Origin of the sequence: Streptomyces sp. NPDC006643 (assembly GCF_042870175.1) — a bacterium.
Classification (GTDB): Bacteria; Actinomycetota; Actinomycetes; order Streptomycetales; family Streptomycetaceae; genus Streptomyces.
Genome location: NZ_JBIAHA010000004.1, coordinates 116,807 through 143,027, shown reverse-complemented (window position 1 = coordinate 143,027; position 26,221 = coordinate 116,807). Strand labels below are relative to the sequence as shown.

Below are 26,221 nucleotides of genomic sequence, written 5' to 3'. Positions count from 1 at the left end.
CGTGGACGAGGACATGCTGCGCTGCTTGACGGAGCAGGGCTTCGCGGCCCGTACGCTCCCGCTGCCCCTGTACGTACGGGCGCACGCCGAGGTGCTGGTCCCGGCCGCCGACGCCGGGGAGAACCTTGATCTGCGGGCCGCCGACATTCCGCTGCTCGATGTCGCCGTGGCGGCCGACCGGCGCGGTGCCCTGCGTCAACTGGTCGAGCGGGCAACGGTGTTGAGGATCCTGCGATCCGGCGGTGAGGATCCGTCCGAGGAGCTGGGCCGCCCGCCCGCCGTGGGCGCCGGAGACAGCAGGGACGAGGCGGTGGCGCGCGCGATCTACGCGGAACTGGCCCGCCGCCGGGCCGACTCGGGCATCGAGAAGGGCACCCTGATCACCGGACACGACGAGGGCGTGGGACCGGGCGGCGTCGGACCGGGCGTGGGACCGGGCGGCGTCGGGCAGAGAGGCGTGGGTCTGCGGGGTGTCGACGGCCGGATCGACTGCTATCTGCTGGGCGAGACGGCCGGCGTGCCCGCAGTCGGAGCCGTTCTGCGCCTGGACCGGATGGAACGGCCGTTGTGCGCCGTTGTCTGCGACCTGTGGGAGCGGCGCGGTGTGGAGCGGGCGGTGCGGGCGGTCCTGCGCGAGTTCGTCGTCACCACGCTGCCCCGGCGCGAGGGCGCCGACCGCGAACCCTCCGCCTACGGTGACTTCCAGGACGTGGTGGCCGTCGGCGAGACCGGCTTCGACACGCTGCCCCCCGAACCCCCGCCGGACGAGACCGGCGAACTCCGCGCCAGACTGCGGCTGCACGGCCACCGGGCGGCCGTGCGCACACTCGGCCCGGCCGACGGCCCCGCGTTGGTGGCCTGCCGCGTGGAGCCCGGCCCCGGGACGGCGTCACCGGAGCGGGCGACGGCCGACGCCGAGGACGACTGGCGCCCCCGCGATGTCGTGGCCCTCGGGCTGCGCGCGCCCCGCCAGCTGTCCCTCACCTACGAGCGCGACGACGTGCGCATCGGCCGCGTCTACCACGAGAACTCCAAGATGCGCACGGCATACGGCACGCTGCCTCTGGTCGACCTCGCCGAGATGAGCCCCCCGGCCCGCCGTCTTCTCGGCCAGGCCTACCGGGACTTCGGCCACGCCCGCAGGCAGTACCCGACGCGTCCGGCGGGCGAGCCGCGCCTGCTCACGCTCGACCAGGTCGTACGGCGCAGGCGCTCGTGGGCCGCGATGGGCGACGGCGAGCTGTCACTCGCCGAGTTGGCGCATCTGCTGACCCTGTCGTACGGCACCACCGGAGCCGCCGTCGCGGGCGAGGACCTGCGTCTGCCGCTGCGTGCCACACCGTCGGCGGGCGGGCTCTACTCCTGCGACATGTTCGTCCTCGTGGACCGTGTCACCGGCGTGGAGCCCGGTCTCTACTACTTCCACCCGGGCAAGCGGCTCCTCCAACTGGTCGACGACGAGCGGACGTTGGCGGAGGTCGCCGAGTACACCGGCTACCGGGAGCGGGCGGGCGGCGCCGCGGCGATGGTCGTCTACGTCGGCGCGTTCCGGCGCAACCAGTGGAAGTACCGGGAGCGCGGCTACCGCACCGTACTGCTCGACTGCGGCCATCTCGCACAGAGCGTGGTGACCACGGCGACCTCGCTCGGCCTGGTCGCGCACCCGATGATCGCGTTCGTGGACGACTACTTCAACGCATACGTCGGCGTCGACGGCGTCGAGGACGCGGTGCTCTATCTGACACTGCTCGGCCCGCGACGCACAGGGGATGAGGCCGCATGACGAACACACAGGGCGCAGGCGTACGCGTACACGTACTGGACGACGAGAACGGCTTCGTCGAGACCGCGCACGAGATCCACCGGGTGAAGGGCAAGGGGCTCAGCGCGCTCACGGACGAACTGCCCCCCGAACTGCTGGACAAGCTGCGCATCGCGCCGCCCCCTGCCTCCGCCGCCCCCGACCCGGCCGCTTCGCGCGTACGGCGGCTGGCCGTCACCGGACCGAGGTCGCTGACCCGGCAGTTCCTCGCCGTGGCCGACCACACCCCGGGCCTGGCCGCCGTCGAAGTGCCACAGAGCGAACGGGAGTTGGAGCCGGGCCTGTTCGACCTGGCCGTCATCGCCACGGCGTCGTTGTTCGACCCACGGGCCGCGCGGACGGCCGCCCGATGCGTACGGGCCGGCCGCCCCCACCTGGTGTACGGGGTGGCGCGCGACGGCGTGACCTTCGTCGGGCCGCTGTGGTCGCCGCAGGGGGACGGGGCCTGTTACGAGTGCCTGCGCGTCCGGGTCGCCTCCAACTCGGTCCACGGCCAGACCTGGCGCGCGTACATGACCTTCCTCGCCGAAGGCGTCCGCCCGGACGACGGCGGCGACAGCCCCGGCGACGCACACCCCTTCCAGCACGAGGTCCCCCCGTGGGCGGCGGCGCAACTGGCCGGTGCCGTCGGCCGGAGGGCCGAGGAATGGCTGACCGCGGGAGACGACGAGGCCACCGGCGAGCTGCTGTGGTACGACGAGAGCAGCCCCGCCAAGACGCGGCGCAGCCTCCTGCCGGTCCCCACCTGCGCCGTCTGCGCCGACCTGCACCACGCACGCGCCGAGAACGCGGCCGAGAACGCGAGCGACAACGCGACAGCGAGCGTGACCGCGAACAGGCCTCGCGCCACGGCCCGGCCCACCGGCACCCCGGCGAACGGCGACGGCGGCCCGGAGGCGCTGCGCGCCGCCGAGGACGACCGGGTCGGCATCGTGCACGCCACCAGCGTGCGCCGCGCCGAGAGCGGCCCGCCGGTGTACCTCAGCGGGAGCACGTCCGCCGACCTGTCGCTCATCAAGCGGACGATGAACGTCACGGTCAACGGCGGCGCCGGATTCTCCAAGGGCGAAGCCGTCGCCGCCACCATCGGCGAATCCCTCGAACGCTACGCGGCCGGCCTCTACCGCCCGGCCGAGCTGCGCCTCGCGAGCTGGGACGAACTGGACGCGGCCGGCCGGTCCGCCGTCCCGCCCGCCGAGTTCGGCCTGTTCTCCCCGGAGCAGTACGCGGAACCGGGCTTCCCCTTCACACCCTTCGACGGCGGCAGCCGGGTCCGCTGGACACACGCCACGGATCTGCTGAGCGGCGCGCCCGTGCGGGTCCCCGCGTCCCAGGTGTACATGCATTACCGGCGCGTCCGGGGCGAGGCCGCCATCGGGCAGTCCATCTCCACCGGACTCGCGGCGGGACCGACGTACCGGGCGGCCGTGCTCAGCGGACTGTACGAGGTCATCGAGCGCGACGCCCTGGCCATCTCCTGGCTGCACCGACTGCCGCCCCGCCCGCTCCCGCCGGAGGCCGTCGCCGGCTCGTCACGTGTCTCGTACCTCATCGACCGGGCGACGACCTGGCGCGTGCGGTTCTACGACCTCTCACTCGATCTGACGCCGTCGACGGTGGTCGCCGTCATGGAGCACCACAGCGGTTCGGAACAGATCATGTCCTTCGGCAGCGCCTGCCGCTGGTCGCCGGTCAAGGCGGTGGAGAAGGCGTTCCTGGAGGCCGCGCAAGGGCTCACCTATGTCCGCAGGCTCCTCAGACAGCACGAGGACTGGGAGGCCGCCGAGGACTTCGGCAACGTCGACGACTTCAACAAGCACGCGATCCTGTACTCGAAGTACCCCGAACTGCGCGAGAAGGCGGGCTATCTCGTCCATCCCTCCGCTCCGGCACTCCCCGGCCGCCCCGAACGCCCGGCCCCGGCCGCCACCGACGACCCCGTCGGCCGGATCACCGCCGAACTGGCCGCCGCCGGCCACCGGGTGTGCGTGGTCGACCTGACGACCCCCGACGTCCGCCGCAGCGGCGCGCACGTCGTACGGGTCCTCGTCCCCGGCCTTCAGCATCTGTCCGGGGTGCACGGCTGCCGGATGCTCGGCAACCGCCGCCTCTACGACGTCGTGTCCGCCCTCGGCTGCGACTCCCTGCCCGACAACCCGTATCCGCACCCGCTGCCCTGAAGGCGACAAGGAGTTCCGATGGCGTCCTCATTCCTCGCGTACCCCTGTCTGTCCGTCGTCCGCAACGACGACTTCGCGGACACGGCCGACATCGCCGAGGCGTTCGCCCGGCATGTCACCAGCCGCCAACTGCCCCGCGACGTCTCGCCCGTTCGGTGCTCCGTGGAGAGCGAGACGCTCCCGGGCGGGGTACGGCTGCGCTTCACCAGTACGGCGCCGAAGCTCACCGGGCCGGTCACCGTGACGCACAAGTTCTTCTTCGTCGACCGTGACGAGTCACGCGAACGCCGCCATGCGCTCACCCCGGAGACGACCGCCGCCACCACGGAGCTGCTGGTGCTCTTCGAGGAGGGCCAGGAGCGGGACTACTTCCACGGGTCCGTCTTCGACAGCGACAACCTGCTGCTGGCCAGCTCCGCCGTGGTGTTCGACCGCGAGGGGCGCCATGTCCCCTATCCCTTCACCGAGAAGTACGTCTGTCCGCAGCGCCTCGCCGCCGCCGACTTCGAGGTGACGCGCGACGCGGACGGCCGCCGGGTGGCGCGGTTCTCCCTGGTCTGCCGGGACCTCACCGAATCGCTGCGGCTGTCGATCGCCTGGGAGGCGATCGGCGTGACACACGTGCGGGACCTGGTGTGCACGCCCGAGGCCCCCGGGACGCATCTGGACATGCCGCTGGACGACAACGACGAACTCGCGCCCGGCGACTGGGTCGTCATCGCCGTCGACGACCGACAACGGCTGCTGGCCCAGACCGTGGTGACCCTGGTCTCCACCGAGGCGGACCGGTGTCCGTCCTGACGGGCGGGCCCCGCGACACGACCCGGCCGCGGCACCTGGTGCTCGACAACGGGCTCGAACTCGTCGGCGCGCACCGGCCGGGCGCGCCGCTGGCCGCCCTGCGCCTGCGCCTCGACGTCGGCAGCGCCGACGAGGCGCCCGGCGAACACGGACTGGCCCATGTCCTGGAACACCTCGTCGTACGGTGCTCGATGGGCGGCGGCCGGGTCGCGGACGGGGCGCTCGTCGAAGCCGCCACCGGCAGACCGCACACCGCGTACGACATCCTGGTGCGCACCGGCGACATCGCCACGGCCGCGGCCGTCCTGGGCGCCGCCTTCCGGCAGTTGAGGCCGGACACACGGGATCTCGACGACGAACTGGCCGCGATCCGGCGGGAGCGCGCGCAGCGCACCGCAGACGTGCGATGGCGGGTGCAGGAGGCGATGTTCGCCGCGCTGTGGCCGGACAGCCCGTACGCCCATCCGGTGCTCGGCGACCCCGGGACGGTCGACGGGCTGACCCCCGAGGCCGTGCACCGCTTCCACTCCCGCTGGTACCGCCCCTCGCGCGCCACGCTCGTCCTCGCCTCGGACCGGGTGGACGAGGAACTCGCCGCGCTCGCCGAGTGGGCGCGGCCGTGGGCGCCGGACCGTCCCCGTACGGAGCGCTACGCCGCGCCGCCGCCGGACGGGCACACGGTGGTGTCGCGGACGGCGGGCGCAGGGAGACGGGTCGTCGCCATCGGCTTCACCGAGCCCACCACCACCCACGGCGCGGGCTCGGCCGCCGGACTCGCCCTTGCCCGGCGCTTTCTACGCGCGGCCCGGGGCATCGACGTGATACGGCTCCGGCTGCGGAACCGCACCTGCACCTGGGTCATGCTGTCGGCCGCCGACGAGACGGCGGCCGTCCGCTCGGTCGCCGCCGCACTGCGGGCCGTACACGACCTGCTGCTCGGGCCGGACGGGGCGGCCCTGCTGCGTACGGAGGCGCTCATCCCCGAGCTGCGCTCCGCCGAGGACATACAGCAGTCCGTCGCCGACGTGTCCGACCGAGCCCCGGCCGCCCGGTCGCTGGCGGCGACGGGCGTGGCGGAGGTGGCCGAGGCGATCGCGGGGTGGCGGCGGGGGTTCGCCGCCGCCCCGCCCGAAGGCCCGGCGACATGACGGCCCCCGTCGCGCCGGTCCTGGTGAACAGCGTCGTCGGCGGCCACGCCGTCGCCGCCGCCACCCTCGGACTGCCGCTGGCCGGCGCGAGCCGTGCGAGCGTACTCGCCGCCCCCCTCGTCGCGGCGGCGTGGGCGCGCGGTGTCGGCGCCGAGGCACGGCGCGCCCGCACGCCCGTCAGGACGGAACCGGTGGTCACACCGGACTACGCGGGCATCACCGCCGAGGCCGCGCCCGGCGACCACGACGTACTGCGCGGCGTCGCCGACTGGTTCGCCGCCGTCGCGGAACACGCCCTGGAGGAAGGGGAGTTCGCGACCGTGCGGCGAAACTTCCTGTCCCGAACGCCGCCCTCCGCCCGCTGGTCGGACGCCGTACGCCGCGCGCTCTTCGGCGACCGGCACCGTTACGGCGTCGGCCACGACGAACGGATCGCCCACGCCACCGGCTGCGAACCGGCCGACGTGACCGCGGCGGCACGCGACCTGCTCGGGCCACGCCCCGACGTTCCCCGCCCGCCGCCGTCAGCGCGTCGCCCGGTCCGCGTCCGGCTCCCGGCCGAGGGCGGGGCCGCCTGCCATCTCCTCGGCACACCGGGCGTCGGCCTCGGCTCCGAGGACAAGTACGCCCTGCACGTCGCCTGGGCCCTGCTCGGCGGTCGCGACGGCATGCTCGACCGGCGGCTGCGCGGCGAGTACGCGCTCACCTATTCGCTCGCCGCGTTCAGCCGGGAGTTCGCCGAGGGCGGCTACGGCGCCTGTTTCGCCGCCTGCGCGCCCGGCACGGAGGACGAGGTGGCCGAGCGGACGGGGGAGGTGCTGCGCACCCTGGGACGCGGTGCGTTCGACACCACGCTCGTCGACTCCGCCAAGGAACGCCTCATCATCGGCAACCACCGGTCCCTCCAGAGCGGACGCGGTGTCACGGAGCGGCTGTGCGGCTACGAGATCGCGGGGGCCGACCCCGGCGGTATCACCGAGTACGCCCGTCACGTCGGCGCCGTCACACCGGACCTGGTGGCGGCCGTCGCACGCCGCCATATCGGCGGGAACGACCTGGGAGGGGAAGCGTGAACAGCTCGGGAGGGGACTCGTGAACAGCTTCGCGATCCAAGAGATCTGGCGGTATCCCGTCAAGAGCATGGCGGGCGAGCAACTCACCGGCTGCGCGGTCACGACGGCCGGGCTCCTGGGCGACCGCTGCTGGGCACTGCGTGACGAGGAACGCGCGTGCATCGCCGACGCCCGCAAGCTCCCCGCGATGCTCGACATCCATGTCCGCTACGCCCGGCCACCGGAGGCGGTGCGCGCCGGGGGCCGGTCCGCCGGTGTCGAACTGCGCCTGCCGGGCGCGGGATCGGGATCGGTCGGCTCCGACGACCCGGCCGTCCACGACGTACTGTCCGCGCACCTCGGCAGGAAGGTCACGCTGTGGCCCCTGCTGTCCGCGCAGGAGGACCGGGCGCACTACGTACGCGCCTGGCCCGAGGACGTCGAGCGCTATCTCAAGGAGCTCTTCGGGGTGGCGGACCTGGCCGACATGCCGGACCTCTCGGCGCTTCCGCCGGAGATCGCCGAGTACCAGACCATGCCCGGCACGTACTTCGACGCGTACCCCGTGCATCTGATCACCACCGGCGAACTCCAGGCGCTGGCCAGGGCCGAACCGCCTCCGCCGGATGTGGACCCCCGGCGCTTTCGGCCCAACCTCCTTCTGGAGGGCCCGGCTTCACCGGACTGGGTGGGGCGCCGGATACGTATCGGCTCGGCGGTGCTGCGCGTCGAGGCGGACTGCCCGCGCTGCGTCATGGTGTCCCAGCCCCAGCAGGGCCTGCCGGCCGCACGCGGCCTGCTCCGTACGGTGCACCGCGACTTCGGCCATCAGGTCGGCCTCTACGCGTCGGTGGAGCGGCCGGGCCGGGTGGAGCACACGGACCTGGCCGAGGTCGAGGACGCGGAGGCCTGAACAGCCCGGAAGTCCTCCGGGTCCGGGCGCCCTTCGGCCGCCCGGACCCGGCCTGCGTCAGGCCTCGATCCGTGGTGCCTCGGTGGCCAGTTCGCCGGTCACCCGCTGCCGGCGGGTGAACATGACCACCGCGACCACGGCGGCCAGCGCGCCGGCCACCATCGTGGTCCTGGAGACACCGAGCCCGCTCGCCGTGGCGCCCGCCAGCAGCGGGGCGACCGCGAGGCCGCCGGTGTACGCGAGGTTGTAGATGGCGTACGCGGCGCCGTAGGCGGCGGGCCGGGTGTGTTCGGCGAGCGCGCCGATCAGCACCAGCGTGGGGGCGAGGACGAACTGGGCGCCGAAGCCGACGACGACCAGGCCGGTGACCGACCAGAACGTGGAGTCGCGCCCCGACAGAAGGAAGCCGACGGCGGTGACGGCGGCGCCGATGCCCGCGATCCGGGACGCCCCCACGCGGTCGGTGATCATGCCCGCGAGCGGAGCGGCGAGGCTGCCGCCCAGCGCGGCTGCCGCGAAGGCCAGTCCGATCCCGGTGGTGCCGATGCCGAGACCGTCCAGATGCAGTGGAAGTACCGGCTCGGGAAAGGCGATCGCCGCCGCGCCGGTGGCGGTGAGCGCGATGAGCAGCCCGATGTGGGGGCCGCGCATCATGACCCGGTAGGGGGTGCGTACGTCGGCGGTCGTCGTGCCCCTGATCAGTACGACACGGGCGACCGCGTCGGCCGCCGCGAGCGCCGCGATGACCAGGAACGGCGCGTGCGGGCCGAACGCGTCGGTGAGGACACCGCTGACGGCGGGGCCGAGCAGGATGCCCGCGCCGACCGCCGAGAGCGCGAATCCCATGACCTTGCCGCGCCGGCCGGGCTCATGGGTGGCGGCGATGAGTGCGAGGCCCGAGGTCCAGGAAGCCGCCGCGGCGACGCCCTGGGCGGCCCGTGCCAGCAGCAGTAACGTCAGTCCGGTCGCGCCCGCGACATCGATCGCCGCGGCGAAGAGCACCGTCGCGGCGGCGAGCCCCACGAGGCCGGCCAGCATGGGTGCGCGGGGCCCTGAGCGGTCGACCCACACGCCGATGAAGGGGGTCGCGCCGAGGAGTGCCACGGCGTAGACGGCGAAGAGCGCGCCCGCGATGAACGGCGAACCGTGCACGGCGGGGAGGTCGGGCAGCAGCGGCACGATACTGCCGTAGAGGAACATGTCGACACCGAGCGCGATGGCCGTGACCGTGACGGCCGCGCCGGGCTTGGTGGGGGTGACTGCTTGTTTCATGGAAGAGCCCCTCGAAGCGGGAGAGCGACGCCCGTGGCATCGCTCGGAGGTAGAAGATCCGGATCTGTGGCGGCGAGCAGCGCGGTCCCGCAGAGCCAGGCGAGAAGGCCCGCGGCGGCGCCGGACGGGTCCTCGGCGTGGGCGCCGCCGGCCTGGCCGCCGTCCCGCTTCCCGGCCAGGAAGTCTTCGAGCCGCCGCAGCCAGTCGGCGAGCCCGTACGACTTGGAGGCCCGCCCTTCGGAGACGCCCCCGGGCTGATCCGGACCGTAGGAGGCGTTGAGCGTGATGGTGAGCAGCGCGCGGAAGTGCCTGTCCTCGCGGAGCCGGCGCAGCCAGCTGACGAGGAATTCGCGCAGCCGGTCCTCGATGGACCCGTCGGAGTCGAGCACGGCCCAGACCGGTGCCGTCACGGAGTCCCAGGAGTTGGCGATGACAGCGGCGTGCAGAGCCGTCTTGTCGGTGAAATGGTGGTACACGGCGCCGCGTGTCAGCCCCGCGCGCTGGGCGACGTCCGCCAGTTTCGTCGCCGCCACTCCGTGCTCGGCGAACTGGAACAGGGCAGCATCCAGGAGGGCTGCTTTTGTCTGGGCGGCTTCCTCGGCTGTTCGACGCATACCCCTTTCATACATGCATGCACGTATGAAAGCAAACCATGGGCCGGTCAAACGTTCGGAAATGCCGGGCGGCTGAGACCGGGGCCGGCCGGTCTCAGCCGCCCGTCACTGGCCCACCCTGCCGTCGACGCACTCGCGCAGCAGATCGGCGTGCCCGCAGTGCCGGGCGTACTCGTCGATCCGGTGCACCATCAGCTCCCGCACCGCGATCCTGTCCTTGCCCAGCCGCTCGCCCAGATCCGGGTGCGCGGCCAACGCGGCGTCGGTCGCGGCCTGTTCGCGCGTCAGGGAGGCGTACGCCTCGTCGACCACGGCCTGTTCGGCGACGGCCCCGTCGAAGTCACCGTCACGCACCCCGTACAACTTCGGGAGCGGATCGCCGTCCCTGATCCAGTTGTGCCAGTCCCGCTCGACCTCGGCGAGATGGCGGACGAGGCCGAGCAGCGACATCGTCGACGGCGGAACCGACCGGCGGGCCAACTGCTCCGCGTCCAGGCCCTCGCACTTCATCCGCAGGGTCAGCCGGTAGTTCGCCAGGAAGTCCTGGAGCGTGGCGAGTTCACCGTCCGGACCGACCGCCTCGTTGTCGCGGGGGTCGTCGTCCGGGTCGGTCCACATGTCGGGGTAGACGGTCGCCCGGGTCCAGCATGCGGGTTGTTCACTCATGCGAGCCATATTCGTCCCCGGGAACGAGGGCCCGCCAGTTCTTTGCCGGACGCCTCGGCGCCGTCCGGCCCCGGCCGTGGCGGATGCCACGGCCGGGACCCCGGCGGGACTCCGTACGGACCTCGAGCTTGTCGACCACGAACTCGGCCGGGTTGGGCGCGTGGTCGACCGACGACACCTGGACCGGGCGGTACGCGGCGAGTTCGCCCCGGCCGCGCGCCGGGCCGGCGGCGAGCGCGCTGCCGGCGGCATGACTCGTTCCGGGGAGCGCGACCCCGAGGCCGAGGCCGGCGAGCAAGGTCGAGCCGGTGGCGACAACTGCCCTGCGGGAAGGGTGAGATGACTGGTTCGGCATGAGTGACGTGATCCATTTCAGGGAAGCCCTCAAGAGCAAACGGCCTGCACAGGCCGTCTGACAACGTTGCCATAGGCTGTAATTCCGTGCCGGTTCTGTCAAGAGCCAGGACATTTCCCGCCGTTTCCCGATGCCCGTCGCCGGAGCATGTCGGTCCGCCCTGTCTCCGGTCTGCCGGTGCGCTCGTTCGCCTGCCCGCCCGGCCGCCCGCTCGCCCGGCCGCGCGGACCGGCGCGGCGGGCCCCAACCGCCCCTCCAGGGACGCCTCCAGTGACTTTGCCATTCCTTTACAACCCGCCCCGGGGCTGCCTCGTCTCTCCCCCCGATCTGTAACCCCCGCCGCCCGCCGAGTCCCTGGGCGGGCGGGTGGACGACGAAAGAGAGCGATTCATGCGCCGAACTGTTCTGAGCGCCTTGGTGCTCGCGAGTACCGCCGTACTGGCGGGCGCCGTCCCGGCGTTCGCCGACGACGCGACCCCGAGCGCGGCGCCCAGCCGCCCGAGCACCTCCACGCCGCCCACCGACGAGGCGGGCCAGGCACCTTCGGCCGCCCCGTCGCAGAAGACCCCCGACCGGGGTCCGAGCGCCGTGCCGTCCCGCGGTGACGCTCCCGCCCAGGTCGCCGTCGTACCGGAGGGCGCGCCCGACACCGGCGTTGGCCCCGCGTCCGCGCGGTCCGGCTCGGCCGACAGCGTGCTGATCGGTACCGGCGCCGCGGCCCTGTTCGCGGGTGGCGCGGGGGTCTTCGTCGTACGCCGTCGGCGAGCGAACGAGGCGTGACCCCGCTCTCCAGGCGCGCCTTCACCGCCGGGGCGCTGGCCGCACTGCTCGCGGGCTGCGGCGGCCCCGGCACCGATCGGGCCGCGCGCGGGCCCGGCGACGCGGACAAGGCACCGCCCGCGCCGCCCGCCGACAAGGGTGGGGCGCGACGGACGGCCAAGCCCGTCGGGCGCTCGGTCCCGGTCCGACTGCTGATCCCGGCCATCGAGGTCGACACCCCGGTCATGCGGCTGGGGCTGGCGGCGGACGGGACCATGGCGGTGCCTCCGATCGAGGCGGACGACCGGGCGGGCTGGTACGAGCACTCGCCGACGCCGGGTCGGGTCGGCCCGTCGGTGATCGTCGGTCATGTCACCGTCGGTTCCTACGGCGACGGGGTCTTCCGGGACCTCGCGCGGCTGCGCCGGGGCGACAGGATCACGGCGCGTCTGGAGAACGGCGCGGAGGCGGCGTTCGCCGTCGGTGAGGTGCGGGCGATCGCGAAGGCGGACTTCCCGGCGGACGACGTCTACGGCGACGTGGACCGTCCTGAGCTGCGGCTCATCACCTGCGGCGGCCGGCTCACCGATGACGGCTATGTCGACAACCTGATCGTCTTCGCCACGATGATCGCGGCGAACGGTCCCTGACGGGCCGTCGCGTACACCGGATCCCGGCGCCGGATCCCGACAGGGACGCGGGCGTCGGAGTCCGGACACCCGATCCCGGACCGGGGGAGTGGAACGAACACCTCCGGTCCGGGCTCTTCCTCTACGAACACCACGAACCCCCCACTGCGGCCACGGCCATGGAGAGCGTTGAAACGGTCCCGCGACAAGGAGGCGTCCGACCTGTTCGCCGCCCTCTACCCGCGCCTCGCCGGCTGGTGCCGCAGGCTCGTCGACGACGACGAGACCGCCCACGAGATCGCCTCCGAGGCGTTCACCCGGCTCTGGTCGCGCTGGACCTCCGTACAGGAACCGCGCGGCTTCCTGTACGTCACGGCGGCCAACATCGTCCGGGACCACTGGCGCAAACTGGAGCGCGAACGCAAGGCCATGCGCCGTATCACCTCGGAAGCCGCCACCGGCTCCCACACCGAGCAGACCGATCCGTCCGTACGGATGCTCGTACAGTCGTTGCCGGAACGTCTGCGCGTCCCGATCCTGCTGCACTACTACGCCGACATGCCGATCCGGGAGGTGTCCGTGCTGACCGGGCGTAAAGAAGGAACCGTCAAGGCCGACCTCCACGCGGCCCGCGAACTGCTCCGCGCCCATCTGAGGGGAAGCCTTGACCACACGCGCTGACGAGGGGCCCGAGTTCGACCCCGACGACCCTCTCGCCGTCCTCCTGCGGCCCACGTCCGACATCCTCGGCCCGCCCCCGCGCCGGTACGAGACCATCCGCCGCAGCGCCGCGCGCCGCCGGGTGCTCCGTGCCGCCGCCGGAGTCGGTCTGTCGTGCGCCGCCGTCGCACTGGTCGCGCTGCCGTTCCATCTCGCGACAGGCTCCGACGGCCCCGTGGCCCCGACGGTCCCCCTCGCCCCACCGGCCACGCGTAGTACCTCACCCGCGCCCACCCCGCCGCAGTCACCCGACCTCGTCACCCCGAACCCGCAGCGGAGCGACGGGCCCGACGACGCCGCGCTCCCGACTGGCAGCCCGTCCGCGCAGGCACCCGGTGACCTCTCCGCCGAACCGTCTGCCGTCCAGCGGGAAACGGGGCGCGGTGCTCCGTCGCCCGACCGAGGAGCGCCCGATCCGCGCGGCGCGGGCGTGAGCGAACCGCCGACAGCCTGCTGCTGACAGCACGGGAACACCGGCTGGGGCCCGGGCAGTTGATTCGGTATGGCGAACACGGTGTGGCAAGTCGCGGGCGTGGTGGCGGTGTTGGGCGCGGGCGCGTTCCTCTTGGACCAGATCCTGTTGTGGACGGAGAGGCGCGGCTGGATCTACTGGCGCAAGCGCAAGGGTCTTTCGTCCATCGGGGCCGACTTCCTCCAGGAGATCTCTCCGGGCGCTCAGGCCGGCAAGCGCGCCATGGCGGAGGAGCGCGTGCGGAAGAACGTCAGGCCGGCCGAGGAACCTCCCTTCCGCGTGGACCTCGACGCGGGAGTGGTCCGGATCCGCCGTCCCGGGCGGGCGGCCGAGCGCCCTTGAAGGGCGCGGGCCCGAGACGCCCCGGAAGGCCACGGCGCGATGACCCGCCACGGCCTTCAGCTGTCCGACGGCCGGACATGTGCTGCCGCTTCGGGACGGGCGCCTGGGACGGGCGCCTGTGGGGTGAGGGCGTTGAGTCGGGCGGTTCAGTGGGTGCTCAGGAGCCGGCGCGTCTCCCGGTCGATCTGCCGCGCCTCCCCCGTGGGCACGACGACCACCGGGACCGCCGCCCCCGCCGCGCTGACCAGCTGGGCCGGCGCGTCGTCGGCCGCCTCCGGCACCCGCAGCCCGCCGGCGACACCGAGGATGCCGAGCCGCGCGCAGATCTCCTCGCGTACCTCCGGCTGGTCCTCGCCGATCTCGCCGGTGAACACGACCGCGTCGACGCGGTCCAGGGACGCGGCCATCGCGGCGATGCCACGGCGGCAGTGGTGGGTGAAGACGTCCAGCGCCAGCGCGGCCCGCTCGTCGCCGGCCGCCCGGTCGCGTACCAGGTCCCGCGTGTCGCCGGACGTCCCGGACAGGGCCAGCAGCCCCGAGTGGTGGTTCAGGGCGTCGTCGATGTCCTCGGCGGACAGGCCGTGCCGGGTCTGGAGCCAGATCAGGGCGCCCGGATCGACGGCGCCGCTGCGACGGCTCATCACCAGACCGTCCAGTGGAGTGAAACCCATGGTGGTGTCGACACTCCTGCCGTCGCGCACCGCGCACACGGAGCAGCCGCCGCCGAGATGCGCGATGACGATCCGCAGGCTCCTCGGCCGCCGCCGGAGCAGATCGGCCGTGCGGTCCAGCGCCCAGGCGTACGACAGGCCGTGGAAGCCGTAGCGCCGTACGCCGAACTCGCCGCGCCAGGTCTCCGGCACCGCGAACTCCCGCGCCGCTGGGGGCAGTCCGGCGTGGAAGACGGTGTCGAAGCAGGCGACGTGCGGCACGTTCGGCAGCAGCTCACGGGCCGCGTCCAGGACGCGCAGGGCCGGTGGCACATGCGAGGGCGCCAGGTCGGCCGTGCGCTGGAGGGCGTCCCGGACGTCGTCGTCGACCAGCGTGTGCCGCCGCAACTCCGGGCCGCCGTGCACGATCCGGTGTCCCACCGCCGCCGGGGCCGGGGCGTATCTGAGCAGGTCCCGCAGCTGCCCCGCCATGTTGTCGCCCGGCGCCGACATGTCGTCGTACGAGGCGAGGGCCGTGCCGTCGTTCGCGAAGACGGTCAGGTGCACGCTGGAGGACCCGGCGTCCGCCACCAGCACGGGTTCACGCTCACCAGCGGCCACGACATGCCCTTCCTCTCAGCTCTTCCTGTCGGCTCTTCCTGCCTCGGAGCGCGCGCGTCAGCCCGGATCGCCCGTGGCGCGGCCCGAGGGCAGCAGCGCGCCGATGTCCACGGGCAGTGCGGCGGCGATCTTGTTCATCAGCTCGGGGGCGAGGGCCGCGTCCAGCACCTCAAGCACCGCCGCAGACTCACGCAGCGCGGCGTCCTCCGTGGTGCCCGCGCGGTCCGCGACCCGGCCCGTGAAGGCGATCAGGTCGAACCGCTCGCCGGAGCCCGCGTCCCGCCCGTTCGCCGCGGCGAACTCCGCCGGCAGCCGCAGGGCGGCGGCCAGGTCCGGCGGCAGCTGCGCGGCCACATGGTCGGCGAGCCCGGCCGGCAGCCGCTCACCCAGGGTCCGCAGTACGGCCTGGGTCGCCCGCTCGGTGGATCCACGGTCCGGCAGCTGGGCGAGCGCCTGAATCTTGCCGATCAGCTCGTCGTGGTGCATGGCGTGATCCTCTCCGGACGTGACGGTCCCCGGCGCCTGCCGCGTCGGCCGTGGCCCGCAGCCTCAGGGTGAGTCCGGCCCCGCGTTCCGGCAAGTTTGGGGCTCCGTCATTCGGCTAGTCATGGAGGCGACCCGTAGCGGGCGGCGGCCGTGTCCGGCGGCCCACGACCCCCAAGCAGGAGAGGCACCATGCGGATCGGAATCATCGGAGCGGGCCGTATCGGCTCGACGCTCGCGCGGCACTTCGCCGGCATCGGCCATGACGTCGCCCTCGCGAACTCACGCGGCCCCGAGACGCTGACGGAGCTGGTCGCCGGGATCGGCGGTCCGCTGCGGGCGGTCAGCGCCGAGGAGGCGGCCCGGTTCGGCCAGGTGGTCGTCGTGTCGATCCCGTACGGGCACATCCGCGATCTGCCCGCCGCCCGGATGCGCGACAAGGTCGTCATCGACACCTGCAACTACTACCCGCAGCGCGACGGCCACGAGCCCGACCTGGACGACGACTCCACGACCTCCAGCGAGAAGGTGCGGGCCCTGACGGACTCCAACCTGGTCAAGGCGTTCAACGCCATCAACTGGCAGACCCTGCGCGACCGGGGCCGCCCCAAGGGGGACCCGGACCGTCTGGCCATCCCGATCTCCGGCGACGACGAGGAGGCCGTCGCCGTGGTGGCCGGTCTGATCCGCGACATCGGCTTCGACCCGGTGAACGCCGGCCACCTCGGCGGGGGAGGCCGCAAACACCAGCCCGGCACCGACGTCTACGGCGTCGAGCTGTCGGCCCACGAACTCGACGCGCGGCTGCACAGCTCCTGAGACGCCGTCGCTGCCACCGGCCGCCGGCTCAGGACCCTTCGGCCGTACGGCGCGACCAGATGACGGACCAGCGCCACCGCCGCGAGCAGCGCCACGAGCGCGCACACGCCCCGCCACCCGCTCCGGCCGTAGATCCACACCCCGAGCCAGGAGCCGGCGCTGCCGCCGAGGTAGGAGCACGACATGTACGCCGTGTTGAGCCTGCTGCGGGCCTCGGGACGCAGGGCCAGGACACGGGCCTGGTTGGCCACCATGCCCGACTGCATCGCGACGTCGAGCAGCAGCGTCCCCACGACCAGGGCGGCCAGTCCGGGCGCACCGCCCAGCTCCCCGGGGACCAGAAGCGCCGCCGAGACCAGCACCCCCAGCAGACAGACGAGGTTCACCGGATCCGGCCCCCGGCGGTCCACCAGCCGGCCGGCGAGTGGGGTGCAGACCATCGTCGCCGCGCCGATCAGGGCGAGCGCCCCGACCGCCTGCGCGCCCATCCCGTAGACGGGGCCGGTGAGCAGCAGCGCCACACAGGTCCAGACGGCGGAGAAGCCGGCGAAGACCGTGGCCTGGTAGAGGCAGGAGCGGCGCAACTCGGGTTCCGTACGCAGCAGCCGTACCGACGCGGCGAGCAGCGCCGGATACGGCTCCCGTGAGGGCGGCGTCGTGGCGGGCAGGGTGTGGCGCAGGACCACGGCGAGGAGCAGTGCCAAGACGGCAGCCACCAGATACGGGGCACGCCAGCCCAGCCACTCGCCGAGCGACCCGCTGAACGTGCGGGCCAGCAGCATGCCGCCGATCGAACCGCTCAGCAATGTCCCCATCACCGCCCCACGGCGCTCGGGCCCCACCAGCCCCGCCGCCAGCGGCGCGATGATCTGGGCGGCCACCGAGGCGACTCCGACGAGCGCGCCCGCGGCGACCAGCGGCGGCAGCGCGGGCGCGCATCCCGCGAGGGCCAGTCCCACACCGGTGAGCGTGAGCAGCGTGACCAGGAACGGGCGGTGGGGGAGCCGGTCGCCGAGCGGCACCAGCAGGAACACGCCCGCCGTGTAACCGATCTGAGTGGCGGTCACCACGAGAGAGGCCGACTCGGGGGAGGTGTCGAGCCCGGCGGCGATCAGCGGGCCCACGGCCTGCGGGAAGTAGATGTTGCCCACGGCCGTGCCGCAGGTCACGGCGAGGATCAGAAGCGTACGCCGGTCCAGTTCGACGGCCACCTCAGTCGACCGGCCCGCCCGCGACGTACAGCACCTGTCCCGAGACGAACCCCGCATCGGGGCTCACCAGGAACGACACCGCGTGCGCGATGTCCTCCGGCACACCCACCCGGCCGACGGGTATGGAGCGCTCCGCCTCGCGCCGGAACTCCTCGAAGTCCAGGCCGAGCCGGCGCGCCGACGTCCGGGTCATCTCGCTCACGACGAAGCCCGGGGCGACGGCGTTGGCGGTCACACCGTGCCGGCCGAGCTGGAGGGCGAGCGACTTGGTGAAGCCGATCAGCCCCGCCTTCGAACTCCCGTAGTCGACACGGGCCTTGTCACCGACCGCCGAGAGGCTCGACATGTTGACGATCCGCCCCCAGCCGGCCGCGACCATATGCGGGCCGACGGCCCGGGTGAGGAGGAACGGGCCGCGCAGATTGGTCCCGAGGACGGTGTCCCACTGCTCGGTGGTCAGGTCCACGAGTTCGGCGCGGGGGCCGATCCCGGCGTTGTTGACCAGGACGGTCGGCGGTCCCAGTACGTCGGCGACCCGGGCGACGGCGGCGGTCGCCGCGTCCTCGTCGGCGACATCCGCGCCGACCGCCGTCGCGGACCCGCCGGCACGTTCGACGGCCTCCACCGTGCCCGCGCAGTCCGCCTCGTCCAGGTCGACCACGCCGACCGCCAGGCCGTCACGGGCCAGCCGCAGGGCCACGGCGGCGCCGATACCGCGTGCCGCGCCGGTCACGATCGCCGTACGGCGCAAGGGTGATGTCGATGTCATGCGGGCAGTCCACGGCATCGCCACCCGTCCGCCAACAGATGTAGCGTATGGCTTAATGATCAGTTACCAGCTGGGTGTCGAGGACCTGGCGGACACCCGGTTCGCGCTCTCGCCCCTGAACGAGACCGTGCTGAGCCTGCGGGTCCTGCGCGATCCCGGGCTGTCGGCGCTGCATCTGCCGTGGCGCAGATCGGTGCTCGACAAGCTGGGCGGCACGGCACCGGACATCGGCCCGCTGATGTCCGTGGTCGGCGACCGGCTGACCCTGCCCGACTTCCTGACGCCGCGCCCCACCACCTTCGCCCCGTCCTTCGAGGAGGAGCTGGCCACCGTACGGCGGACGCCTCCCGCCCTCGTCCGCCGCGACCTGACGGCCGTCCACCCACCCGCCTCGCTCCCCGAGGCCCTGCGGGACGCCGTCGCCGCCGACGACGCGCCCGTCGCCGCGCTCCGCGACACACTCTGCGCACTCCTGCGGCAGTACTGGCACCTCGCCGTCGAGCCCGCCTGGACACGGATGCGGCTGCTGCTGGAAGCCGACATGACGTACCGGGCACGGCAGTTGGCGGTCGGCGGCGCGCGGCTGCTCTTCGCCGACATGCATCCGAACCTGCGCTGGCGAAACGGCGTCCTGTACATCGACAAGATGATCAGCCGGTACGACGCCGCGGCGGCCGGCCGGGGACTGCTGCTGGTGCCGTCCGCCTTCGCCCACAAGCCCGCGCCGCCGGTCAGCGCCGAGGAACCGCCGCTGCTCGTCTATCCCAGCCGTGGCGTGGCCACGCTCTGGACCCCGGCGCCCGTCCCCGACGCACCGGCCCTCGTCTCGCTCCTCGGCGCGACCCGCGCACGGCTGCTGCACCTCCTCGGCGAACCGCTGCCCACGATCGAGATCGCCCGCCGGTTCCGGGTGACGCCGAGCGCCGTCTCCCAGCATCTGCGGGTGCTGCACGCGACCGGACTGGTGACCAGGGCGCGCGACGGCCGTCAGGTGCTCTATCGCCGCAGCCCGCTCGGTGACCGGCTGACCGGCTGACCGGCTGAGCGGTCTCCCGGCGCAGTACCGTATGTAAGGAGGAGGGAGTCATACATGAGCACAGATACGGCTACGGAGAAAGCGGTCCTCGCGGGCGGCTGCTTCTGGGGTGTGCAGGATCTGATTCGCGGTCTGCCGGGGGTGATCTCCACCAGGGTCGGCTACACCGGTGGTGACATCCCGAACGCGACGTACCGCAATCACGGAACGCACGCCGAGGGCATCGAGATCGTCTTCGACCCCGAGAAGACCAGCTACCGCCAGATCCTTGAGTACTTCTTCCAGATCCACGACCCCACGACGCTCAACCGTCAGGGCAACGACATCGGCCTCAGCTACCGCTCGGCCATCTACTACATCGGCGACGAGCAGAAGCGGATCGCCGAGGACACGATCGCCGACGTCGAGGCCTCCGGCCTGTGGCCGGGGAAGGTCGTCACCGAGGTCGCCGAGGCAGGCGCCTTCTGGGAGGCCGAACCCGAGCACCAGGACTATCTGATCCGCTACCCCGACGGATACACCTGCCACTTCATCCGGCCGGGCTGGAAGCTGCCCGCCCGCAGCGAGCGACAGGCGTCCTGACCGACGCTTCCGCCACCGATCGCCGGACGGGCTGCTGAGAGCGGCGGCCTGTCCGGCGATCGGCCTGTCGGGCGAGCGGCCTGTTGAGCGATCGGGCCGCGTCACCGATCCGTCAGGCCGGTCTCTCCCGCACCACGTCCGCCGGGTTCTTGTCGTCCCGTAGCCCCACGAACCGCGGGTGGCGCAGCATCCCGTCCCGGGTCCACTCGGTGAACGCGATCTGGGCGACGAGCCGGGGCTCCGACCAGTGCGGAGCCCGCTCCTTGACCACATCGGCGAACGGCGAGCGCGGTGTCGCGGCCTCGTCGAGACGCCGGCGCAGCTCCACCAGCGTCGCGTGGTCGTACCCCGTACCCACCTTGCCCGCGTACCGCAGCCGGCCGTCCTCGTAGTGCCCCAGAAGCAGCGCGCCGAAGCCCACGCGGGAGCCCGACGGCTCCGTGTAGCCGCCGATGACGAACTCCTGCCCCCGCTCGCACTTGAGCTTCAGCCATCCCGACGAGCGCCTGGGCTCGTAACGCCCCGCGGCGCGTTTCGCGATCAGTCCCTCCCAGCCGTCGGCGCACGCCCGGTCCAGCAGCTCCTGACCGCCCGCGTTGCGGTGCGGTGTGAAGCGCAGCGGCGCCCGGAAGGTCAGCGCCCTGCGCAGCAGCGACTTGCGCGAGCGCAGTGAGATCGCGGTGAGATCGGCGCCGTCGAGCCGCAGCAGATCGAACAGGTAGTACGTGACGGCCACCCCGGTGGCGCGCGCCCGGCGCGCGTCGGCGATCCCCATCCGCCGCTGGAGCAGGGCGAAGTCGGTACGGCCGTGGGCGTACGCGACGACCTCGCCGTCCACCGTGAAGTCCGGGCAGTCCTGCGCGGCCAGGGCGTCCACGATCTCCGGATAGGTGGTGTCGAGCCGCCGTCCGGTGCGCGACAGCAGCCGTACGCCGGAGGCGTCGCGCACGGCGAGCACCCGGACACCGTCCAGTTTGCGCTCGAACAGCCAGCCGTCGCCGAAGATCCGCCGGTCGGTCAGGGTGGCGAGCATCGGCGCCGACGCCAGCAGGGCGCCGGACCGGGTGTGGCCCAGTCTGCGCCGTTCGTCGGCGGGCAGCGTGTCCAGGAGGCTGCTCATGGGGCTGCTCATGGGGCCTCGCCTCTTTCTCTCGGGGTTCGCGGGCCGTCTTCGGCGGCCACGGGAGGAGGCTCCCCGGGAAGAGGCGCGAGGTGCGCGTGCGCGCATGGCCGATCACCCGTTGGGCCCTGTCCGCCGCGCCGCCGCGCACGCCTCTGCCGCGCACGCTTCTGCCGCTCCCGCCGCCGCGCCCGTGGTGCGACGGGGGCCGAAGGACTACCCCCTGGCCCTTCGACCCCCGCACCCCGACCACGTGCGTCGACGCTCAGCGCACCGACGCGCGTGGAAGTGCGATCTGACCGGTGACGAACTCGCTCCAGAGCCCGAACCGCAGCTTCTCGTCCCGGTCACCGGTCAGTCGGGCGAAGCTGACGTCCCGGCCGCCGGCCCTGCGGGTGGCGCCCCACTCCAGCTGGAACCGCGACGTTCCCACCCGGTCCTCGGGAGGTACGGCCGTCACCGGCAGGATCTCGTCCAGTGCCCACTCGTAGCCGCGCTGTCGGTACTCGGCGGTGACCCGCTCCCAGGTCAGCTCCAGGATCGTGCCCGAGGCGGGGATGACGACCAGGGCGCCGCGCAGGCCGTTCGCGTGGCGGGCGTTGAACGCCACCACCTCCGCCGTGCCCTGCGGATGGAGATGGCTGGTGCCCCGGCCGACCCGCGACCCGTCCGGGCACGCGCCGACGCCCGCCGTCTCGATCACCTCGCGCGCACAGACGGGGAAGGCGTCCGGACGGAAGTCGAGCGACGCGTCGAAGAGGAAGACGAAACGCCGTGCGCCCGCCGGGGCCCCGCCCGTGTCGGACCGGCTCGTACGGTCGAAGGCCACCCGTACGCCGTGCTTCGTACCGCCGTCGGGTGTGACGGCCACCGACAGCGCGTCGATGTTGCGCGGGCCGGGGACATCGGGCTCGTACGGCCGCTGCGGGCCGCCGGGAGCCGGATCGGGCGGCGGATCCGTCGCGACGGCGGGCGCCGGTCCCGCCAGCAGCAGCGCCGCCGCTGCCACCAGCACCGACACCTTGCGTACGGCGCGTACGCCGGGTGTGCCTGTGCGCATGACTGCCACCTCTCGTCCATGGCTCGGTGCTTCATGTTCTCCCTGATGACCGGCCGCTCCCTGTGCCCCGGCGAACCTGGGTGCCGCCGTACCCTGGGTCCGCCGGGCCCACGATGGACAATGAACGGCATGGGGAAACAAGGGGAGTTGGGTGATTTCCTGCGCTCGCGCCGAGCCAGGATCCAGCCCGAGGACGTCGGTTACGCCTCGGGATCCGGCCAGCGCAGGGTGCCGGGACTGCGCCGGGAGGAGCTGGCGCATCTGGCGGGGGTGAGCGTCGACTACTACGTACGCCTGGAGCAGGGGCGCAACCACAGCGTGTCCGACTCGGTGCTCGGAGCTGTCGCCGACGCCCTGCGGCTGGACAGGGACGAGCGCGAGCATCTGTTCCGGCTGGCCCGCCCGCAGAAGACGGGGAGCGGACGGGCGGTGGCGGTCCCCGGGGCGTCCGGTACGCCCGTACGGCCCGAGGTACAGCGGCTTCTCGACTGGATCACGGCCCCGGCGCTCGCCCTCGGCCGCCGGATGGACGTCCTCGCGTGGAACCGCCCCGTGTGCGGACTGATCACCGACTTCGGCGCGCTCCCGCCGCGCGAGCGCAACATGTGCCGGCTGCATCTCCTGGACGAGGAGATCGGCGCCCGCTACCCCGACCGCGACATGATCGCCCGCGAGGCCGTGGGCAATCTGCGGATCGCGGCGGGGCTGTTCCCCGACGACCCGGAGTTACGGGAGCTGGTGGACGAACTCAGGGAGCACAGCGCCGAGTTCCGCCACCACTGGGCGCGGCACACCGTCCGTACGAAGGCCCATGGCATCAAGCTCATCGACCATCCGGACCTCGGTTTCCTCAGACTCGGCTACGAGATCACCCACTTCCCGCAGGACGCGGAGCTGAGCCTGCTCGTCTACACGGCGGCGCCGGGGACACCGGAGGACAAGGCGTTGCGGGAGCTGGCCGAGAACTGACCGAGAGCTGAGCGGCGGCGCGGGCACACCCACCCGGCGCCGGGTGGGTGCGTCCGTACCCAGGTTGACCGCGCCCCGGGTCGTCGCCGCCCCGGGTGGCCGCCGCCCCGGGGCGGGCCGAGCGACGGGACCGGGCGGGTGGTCGGCCGACGATGAGGGCCAAGGTTCGATCGATCCCCGTACGCGAAAGGGACCCTCATGCGTCTGCTCGTCAGCGGTCTGACCACCCTGGCGCTGGGCATGCTCGCCCTCGCCCCCGCTCCCGCCCCGGCCGCCCCGGCCGCCACGGCGACCCCCGCCCCCGACCGGTACGTCGTCCCCGGCGACCGCGCCTTCCCGACGGGCCTGGCCCTCGATCGGCGTACCGGTCACTACTACGTCGGCAGCGCCGAGGACGGCACCCTCTACCGGGGCCACACCGGCCGCCCCCAGGCCACGGTCTGGTCGCCGGACGGGACGGACGGCAGATCCTTCACCTCCGGCATGACCGTGGACGGCGACGGCCGCCTCTTCGCGGGCGGCGGTGACACCGGCACCCTGCGGATCTACGACACGCGAACCGGCGCTCTGCTCGCCCGGCTCACCGGCACCCCGGGCGGCTTCGTCAACGACGTCACCCTCGCCGAGGACGGCGCGGCCTACGTCACCGACTCCTACAGCCCCGTCGTCTACCGCGTGGCCCGGGAGGACGGCCGCTGGACGATGCGGCCCTGGCTCGACGTCGACAGCTCCGCCGTCGACTGGGTGCACGGCCAGCACAATCTCAACGGCATCCTCGCCCTCGGCCCCCATCTGCTCACCGTCCAGAGCAACACCGGGCAGCTGTGGCGGATCGACCGGGCCACCCGTACCGTCACCGAGGTGGATCTCGGCGGTCACCGGCTCCTGGGCGGCGACGGTCTCGCCTGGCGCGACGGACGGCTCTATGTGGCGCAGGGCAATCTCTTCGACGGCCCCGGCGCACAGGCGCAGGTCGCGGTGGTGGAGCTGAACGACGAGCGGACCCAGGGGCGTTACGTCTCCGGGCTGGTCCCGCGGGAAGGCTTCCAGCACCCGAGCGCCGTCGCGATCGACCCCGCCGACCGGGGCAACGCGGCGCCGAAGGGCCGACTCCTCGTCGTCAACAGCCAGTTCAACCGCTGGCAGGCCGGACAGCCGCCGCTGACCCTGCCGTTCACCATCGCCACCGTGCCCCTGCCGCACAGTTAGCCGACTCCCGGCGACCCCGCCGACGGCCTCACCGGGGCGGGGTCACCAGGCCCATCTCGTAGGCCATGATGACGAGTTGGACCCGGTCACGGGCGTCCAGCTTGCTGAACAGCCGTGCCACGTGGGCCTTGGCCGTGGCCACACTGATGACGAGCCGCTCGGCGATCTCACCGTTGGACATCCCGCGTCCGACGAGCACCAGCACCTCGCGCTCCCGCTCCGTGATACCGGCCACCGACCGTGCGGGCGGGGCCGGTTCGGGCCGGGCGGCGAACTCCTCGATCAGCCGCCGCGTGACGCTCGGGGCGATGAGCGCCTCACCGGCCGCCACCACCCTGATCGCCGAGAGGATCCCTTCGAGGGACATGTCCTTGATGAGGAAGCCGCTCGCCCCGGCGCGAAGCGCCGCGTACACGTACTCGTCGTCGTCGAACGTCGTGAGCACCACGACCCGCGCCGACCCCGGAACGGCGGTGATCAGCCCCGTCGCCTCGATACCGTCCATGCCCGGCATCCGGATGTCCATCACGACGACATCCGGCCGCAACTCCCTGACCAGCCGCACCGCCTGCGCACCGGTCCCCGCCTCGCCGACGACGTCCAGGTCGGGGTGGTCGGCGATCAGCACACGCAGTCCGGACCGGATCAGCGGCTGGTCGTCGGCCAGTACGACCCGCACCGGAGCCCCCGCAGGGCCGTGTCCCGTCGCCTCCGTCGTCACCGGGCCGCCTCCGGCCGCGCGAGCGCGTCGCCCGCCACGACGGGCACCGGCAGCCGCGCCGCCACCCGGAAACCGCCCTCCGGGCGCGGTCCGGCGGTCAGCCGGCCGTCCAGCAGACCGACCCGCTCCCGCATACCCACCAGGCCCCACCCTCCGGCCCGGTCGATGTCGGCGGGCTCGCACCCACGCCCGTCGTCGACGACCTCGACGGACACCTCCTCGGGCCCGTACTCGACCGTCACCCGGCAGGACGGGGTCCGCGCGTGCCGTACGACATTGGTGACCGCCTCCTGGACGATGCGGTACGCCGAGAGGTCGATGTCCGCCGGAAGCGCCCGGCGCGCCCCGCGCCACCGCAGCTCCACCCGGACCCCCGCGCCCGCCGCCGTCGCCGCCGTCAGCCGTTCGAGGTCCGCGAGTCCCGGTGTGGGATCGAGCGATACGGGCTCCGCGCCGGGAACCGGTCCCGTACGGCGCAGGGTCCCGAGCGTCCGCCGCAGCCCGGCGAGCGTCTCCCTGCTGGTGGCCTCGATGCTCAGCAGCGCCTTGCGGGCCTCGTCGGGCTGGGTGCCGATCACCCGGCTGCCCACCCCCGCCTGGATGGCGATGACACCGACGCTGTGGGCGATCATGTCGTGCAACTCCCTTGCGATCCGCAGCCGTTCGGCGGCGACGGCCTGGGCCGCCAGCTGGGTGCGCTGCCGCACGGCGTGCTCGCGGCGCTCCGCGACCGACAGCCCGATCATCCAGGCGGCGACCAGCGCCAGGACGAGGACGACCAGGGTCCGGACGAAGACGTTCATCCCGGACGTGAAGTAGGTGGCGGACGCGATCTGTACGAGGAGCGTCGGGACGGCGGCGGCGAACGCGACCCGGCGGGCACGGGAGGCCACGACCGCCAGCACGCTGAGATCGTTCACCAGCACCAGCAGATACACCACCTCCCACGGAGGCCGCTGCGCCGAGACGGCGAACGTGCCGACGAGGATCAGCGCCGTACCGGCCAGCGGATGGCGTCGCAGCAGGGCGACCGGCAGCACGGTGGCCACGGCGGAGAGGAAGAAGCGCAGGCCCGCGGAGTCGCCAGGACCGCCGTGCGCCGCGAACCACAGGACGAGCGGATAGGCGATACCACCGCACCAGGCCACGACGGGATTCCGGAGCCGGTCCAGGCGTCTGAGCTGCGAAAAGAGTGGAGTGGCCGACATGCGCCGATCGTAACCGGC

General features: G+C 73.0%; 28 protein-coding genes. 16 read left to right on the top strand and 12 right to left on the bottom strand.

All coding sequences use genetic code 11. From position 1 onward, the window contains the following. Position 1: 1 nt before the first annotated feature. The 6 genes from ACFYNU_RS07435 to ACFYNU_RS07410 are packed head-to-tail and all read left to right on the top strand — an operon-like array spanning position 2 to position 7,916. Entirely contained in the window at positions 2-1,783 is a 1,782-nt protein-coding gene (locus ACFYNU_RS07435; protein WP_356585028.1) for a SagB/ThcOx family dehydrogenase, read from the top strand. After that, the gene (locus ACFYNU_RS07430; RefSeq protein WP_356585027.1) at positions 1,780-4,002 is read left to right on the top strand and encodes a TOMM precursor leader peptide-binding protein; all 2,223 of its coding nucleotides are present in this window, start codon (positions 1,780-1,782) and stop codon (positions 4,000-4,002) included. Before ACFYNU_RS07435 ends, ACFYNU_RS07430 begins: the two co-directional genes overlap by 4 nt. Before the next feature lie 18 nt (positions 4,003-4,020). Continuing rightward, entirely contained in the window at positions 4,021-4,803 is a 783-nt protein-coding gene (locus ACFYNU_RS07425; RefSeq protein ID WP_356585026.1) for a DUF5944 family protein, read from the top strand. After that, entirely contained in the window at positions 4,791-5,951 is a 1,161-nt protein-coding gene (locus ACFYNU_RS07420; protein WP_356585025.1) for a pitrilysin family protein, read from the top strand. The genes ACFYNU_RS07425 and ACFYNU_RS07420 overlap by 13 nt, the downstream gene beginning before the upstream one ends. Further along, on the top strand, positions 5,948-7,024 hold the full coding sequence (locus ACFYNU_RS07415) for an insulinase family protein (protein WP_356585024.1): 1,077 nt from the start codon (positions 5,948-5,950) through the stop codon (positions 7,022-7,024). Before ACFYNU_RS07420 ends, ACFYNU_RS07415 begins: the two co-directional genes overlap by 4 nt. A 19-nt stretch (positions 7,025-7,043) precedes the next feature. Continuing rightward, a complete protein-coding gene (locus ACFYNU_RS07410) occupies positions 7,044-7,916 on the top strand; it encodes an MOSC domain-containing protein (protein WP_356585023.1) in 873 nt (290 codons plus the stop codon). Positions 7,917-7,973: 57 nt separating this feature from the next. Here the strand turns inward: ACFYNU_RS07410 and ACFYNU_RS07405 are convergent, their stop codons facing one another. The 4 genes from ACFYNU_RS07405 to ACFYNU_RS07390 form a co-directional block, all read right to left on the bottom strand. Beyond that, on the bottom strand, positions 7,974-9,188 hold the full coding sequence (locus ACFYNU_RS07405; protein ID WP_356585022.1) for an MFS transporter: 1,215 nt from the start codon (positions 9,186-9,188) through the stop codon (positions 7,974-7,976). Further along, entirely contained in the window at positions 9,185-9,802 is a 618-nt protein-coding gene (locus ACFYNU_RS07400) for a TetR family transcriptional regulator (RefSeq protein WP_356585021.1), read from the bottom strand. The genes ACFYNU_RS07405 and ACFYNU_RS07400 overlap by 4 nt, the downstream gene beginning before the upstream one ends. A gap of 105 nt (positions 9,803-9,907) precedes the next feature. Continuing rightward, entirely contained in the window at positions 9,908-10,477 is a 570-nt protein-coding gene (locus ACFYNU_RS07395; RefSeq protein ID WP_356585020.1) for a DUF664 domain-containing protein, read from the bottom strand. Next, entirely contained in the window at positions 10,461-10,823 is a 363-nt protein-coding gene (locus tag ACFYNU_RS07390; RefSeq protein WP_356585019.1) for a hypothetical protein, read from the bottom strand. The genes ACFYNU_RS07395 and ACFYNU_RS07390 overlap by 17 nt, the downstream gene beginning before the upstream one ends. A gap of 390 nt (positions 10,824-11,213) precedes the next feature. On the opposite strand from ACFYNU_RS07390, the gene ACFYNU_RS07385 reads away from it, so the two are divergent. The 5 genes from ACFYNU_RS07385 (at position 11,214) to ACFYNU_RS07365 (ending at position 13,745) form a co-directional block, all read left to right on the top strand. Then, complete coding sequence (locus tag ACFYNU_RS07385; RefSeq protein ID WP_356585018.1) at positions 11,214-11,603, top strand: sortase-dependent protein; 390 nt, start codon at positions 11,214-11,216, stop codon at positions 11,601-11,603. Further along, positions 11,600-12,232 carry a class F sortase gene (locus ACFYNU_RS07380; RefSeq protein WP_356585017.1) on the top strand — a complete coding sequence of 211 codons (633 nt, stop codon included), beginning with the start codon at positions 11,600-11,602 and terminating at the stop codon, positions 12,230-12,232. Before ACFYNU_RS07385 ends, ACFYNU_RS07380 begins: the two co-directional genes overlap by 4 nt. Before the next feature lie 168 nt (positions 12,233-12,400). After that, on the top strand, positions 12,401-12,892 hold the full coding sequence (locus ACFYNU_RS07375) for an RNA polymerase sigma factor (RefSeq protein WP_356585016.1): 492 nt from the start codon (positions 12,401-12,403) through the stop codon (positions 12,890-12,892). Continuing rightward, on the top strand, positions 12,876-13,391 hold the full coding sequence (locus ACFYNU_RS07370; RefSeq protein WP_356585015.1) for a hypothetical protein: 516 nt from the start codon (positions 12,876-12,878) through the stop codon (positions 13,389-13,391). Before ACFYNU_RS07375 ends, ACFYNU_RS07370 begins: the two co-directional genes overlap by 17 nt. Positions 13,392-13,433: 42 nt before the next feature. Then, on the top strand, positions 13,434-13,745 hold the full coding sequence (locus ACFYNU_RS07365) for a hypothetical protein (protein ID WP_356585014.1): 312 nt from the start codon (positions 13,434-13,436) through the stop codon (positions 13,743-13,745). A gap of 146 nt (positions 13,746-13,891) precedes the next feature. On the opposite strand, the gene ACFYNU_RS07360 is transcribed toward ACFYNU_RS07365, so the two are convergent. After that, positions 13,892-15,016, bottom strand: a complete 1,125-nt coding sequence (locus ACFYNU_RS07360) for an acetate/propionate family kinase (RefSeq protein WP_356585013.1) — start codon at positions 15,014-15,016, stop codon at positions 13,892-13,894. A 57-nt stretch (positions 15,017-15,073) separates the two neighbouring features. Further along, positions 15,074-15,502: a DUF2267 domain-containing protein gene (locus ACFYNU_RS07355; RefSeq protein ID WP_356585012.1), complete on the bottom strand. Its 429-nt coding sequence runs from the start codon at positions 15,500-15,502 to the stop codon at positions 15,074-15,076. A 189-nt stretch (positions 15,503-15,691) separates the two neighbouring features. On the opposite strand from ACFYNU_RS07355, the gene ACFYNU_RS07350 reads away from it, so the two are divergent. Next, positions 15,692-16,318, top strand: coding sequence for an NAD(P)-binding domain-containing protein (locus ACFYNU_RS07350; RefSeq protein WP_356585011.1), 627 nt, complete (start codon positions 15,692-15,694; stop codon positions 16,316-16,318). Here ACFYNU_RS07350 and ACFYNU_RS07345 read toward each other — a convergent pair. Together ACFYNU_RS07345 and ACFYNU_RS07340 are read right to left on the bottom strand one after the other, a co-directional pair. Further along, complete coding sequence (locus ACFYNU_RS07345) at positions 16,264-17,529, bottom strand: MFS transporter (protein ID WP_388765430.1); 1,266 nt, start codon at positions 17,527-17,529, stop codon at positions 16,264-16,266. The two genes, ACFYNU_RS07350 and ACFYNU_RS07345, sit on opposite strands and share 55 nt — an antisense overlap. A 1-nt stretch (position 17,530) precedes the next feature. Then, the gene (locus ACFYNU_RS07340; RefSeq protein ID WP_356585010.1) at positions 17,531-18,298 is read right to left on the bottom strand and encodes an SDR family NAD(P)-dependent oxidoreductase; all 768 of its coding nucleotides are present in this window, start codon (positions 18,296-18,298) and stop codon (positions 17,531-17,533) included. 55 nt (positions 18,299-18,353) lie between these two features. Here ACFYNU_RS07340 and ACFYNU_RS07335 point away from each other — a divergent pair, with 55 nt between their 5' ends. Next, positions 18,354-19,334, top strand: a complete 981-nt coding sequence (locus ACFYNU_RS07335; RefSeq protein ID WP_356585009.1) for a metalloregulator ArsR/SmtB family transcription factor — start codon at positions 18,354-18,356, stop codon at positions 19,332-19,334. A 54-nt stretch (positions 19,335-19,388) separates the two neighbouring features. Then, positions 19,389-19,916, top strand: a complete 528-nt coding sequence (gene msrA, locus ACFYNU_RS07330) for a peptide-methionine (S)-S-oxide reductase MsrA (RefSeq protein ID WP_356585008.1) — start codon at positions 19,389-19,391, stop codon at positions 19,914-19,916. Between the two features lie 112 nt (positions 19,917-20,028). Here the strand turns inward: msrA and ligD are convergent, their stop codons facing one another. Beyond that, entirely contained in the window at positions 20,029-21,036 is a 1,008-nt protein-coding gene (gene ligD / locus ACFYNU_RS07325; RefSeq protein ID WP_356585158.1) for a non-homologous end-joining DNA ligase, read from the bottom strand. Positions 21,037-21,301: 265 nt separating this feature from the next. After that, complete coding sequence (locus ACFYNU_RS07320; protein ID WP_356585007.1) at positions 21,302-22,096, bottom strand: hypothetical protein; 795 nt, start codon at positions 22,094-22,096, stop codon at positions 21,302-21,304. 129 nt (positions 22,097-22,225) lie between these two features. Between ACFYNU_RS07320 and ACFYNU_RS07315 the strand changes: the two genes are divergently transcribed. Both ACFYNU_RS07315 and ACFYNU_RS07310 read left to right on the top strand, forming a co-directional pair. Further along, positions 22,226-23,065, top strand: a complete 840-nt coding sequence (locus tag ACFYNU_RS07315; protein WP_356585006.1) for a helix-turn-helix transcriptional regulator — start codon at positions 22,226-22,228, stop codon at positions 23,063-23,065. Between the two features lie 198 nt (positions 23,066-23,263). Beyond that, entirely contained in the window at positions 23,264-24,274 is a 1,011-nt protein-coding gene (locus ACFYNU_RS07310) for a hypothetical protein (RefSeq protein WP_356585005.1), read from the top strand. A 28-nt stretch (positions 24,275-24,302) separates the two neighbouring features. Here ACFYNU_RS07310 and ACFYNU_RS07305 read toward each other — a convergent pair whose 3' ends face one another. Both ACFYNU_RS07305 and ACFYNU_RS07300 read right to left on the bottom strand, forming a co-directional pair. Further along, a complete protein-coding gene (locus tag ACFYNU_RS07305) occupies positions 24,303-24,995 on the bottom strand; it encodes a response regulator transcription factor (RefSeq protein ID WP_356585004.1) in 693 nt (230 codons plus the stop codon). Further along, positions 24,992-26,203 carry a sensor histidine kinase gene (locus ACFYNU_RS07300; RefSeq protein WP_356585003.1) on the bottom strand — a complete coding sequence of 404 codons (1,212 nt, stop codon included), beginning with the start codon at positions 26,201-26,203 and terminating at the stop codon, positions 24,992-24,994. Before ACFYNU_RS07300 ends, ACFYNU_RS07305 begins: the two co-directional genes overlap by 4 nt. Positions 26,204-26,221: the final 18 nt, after the last annotated feature.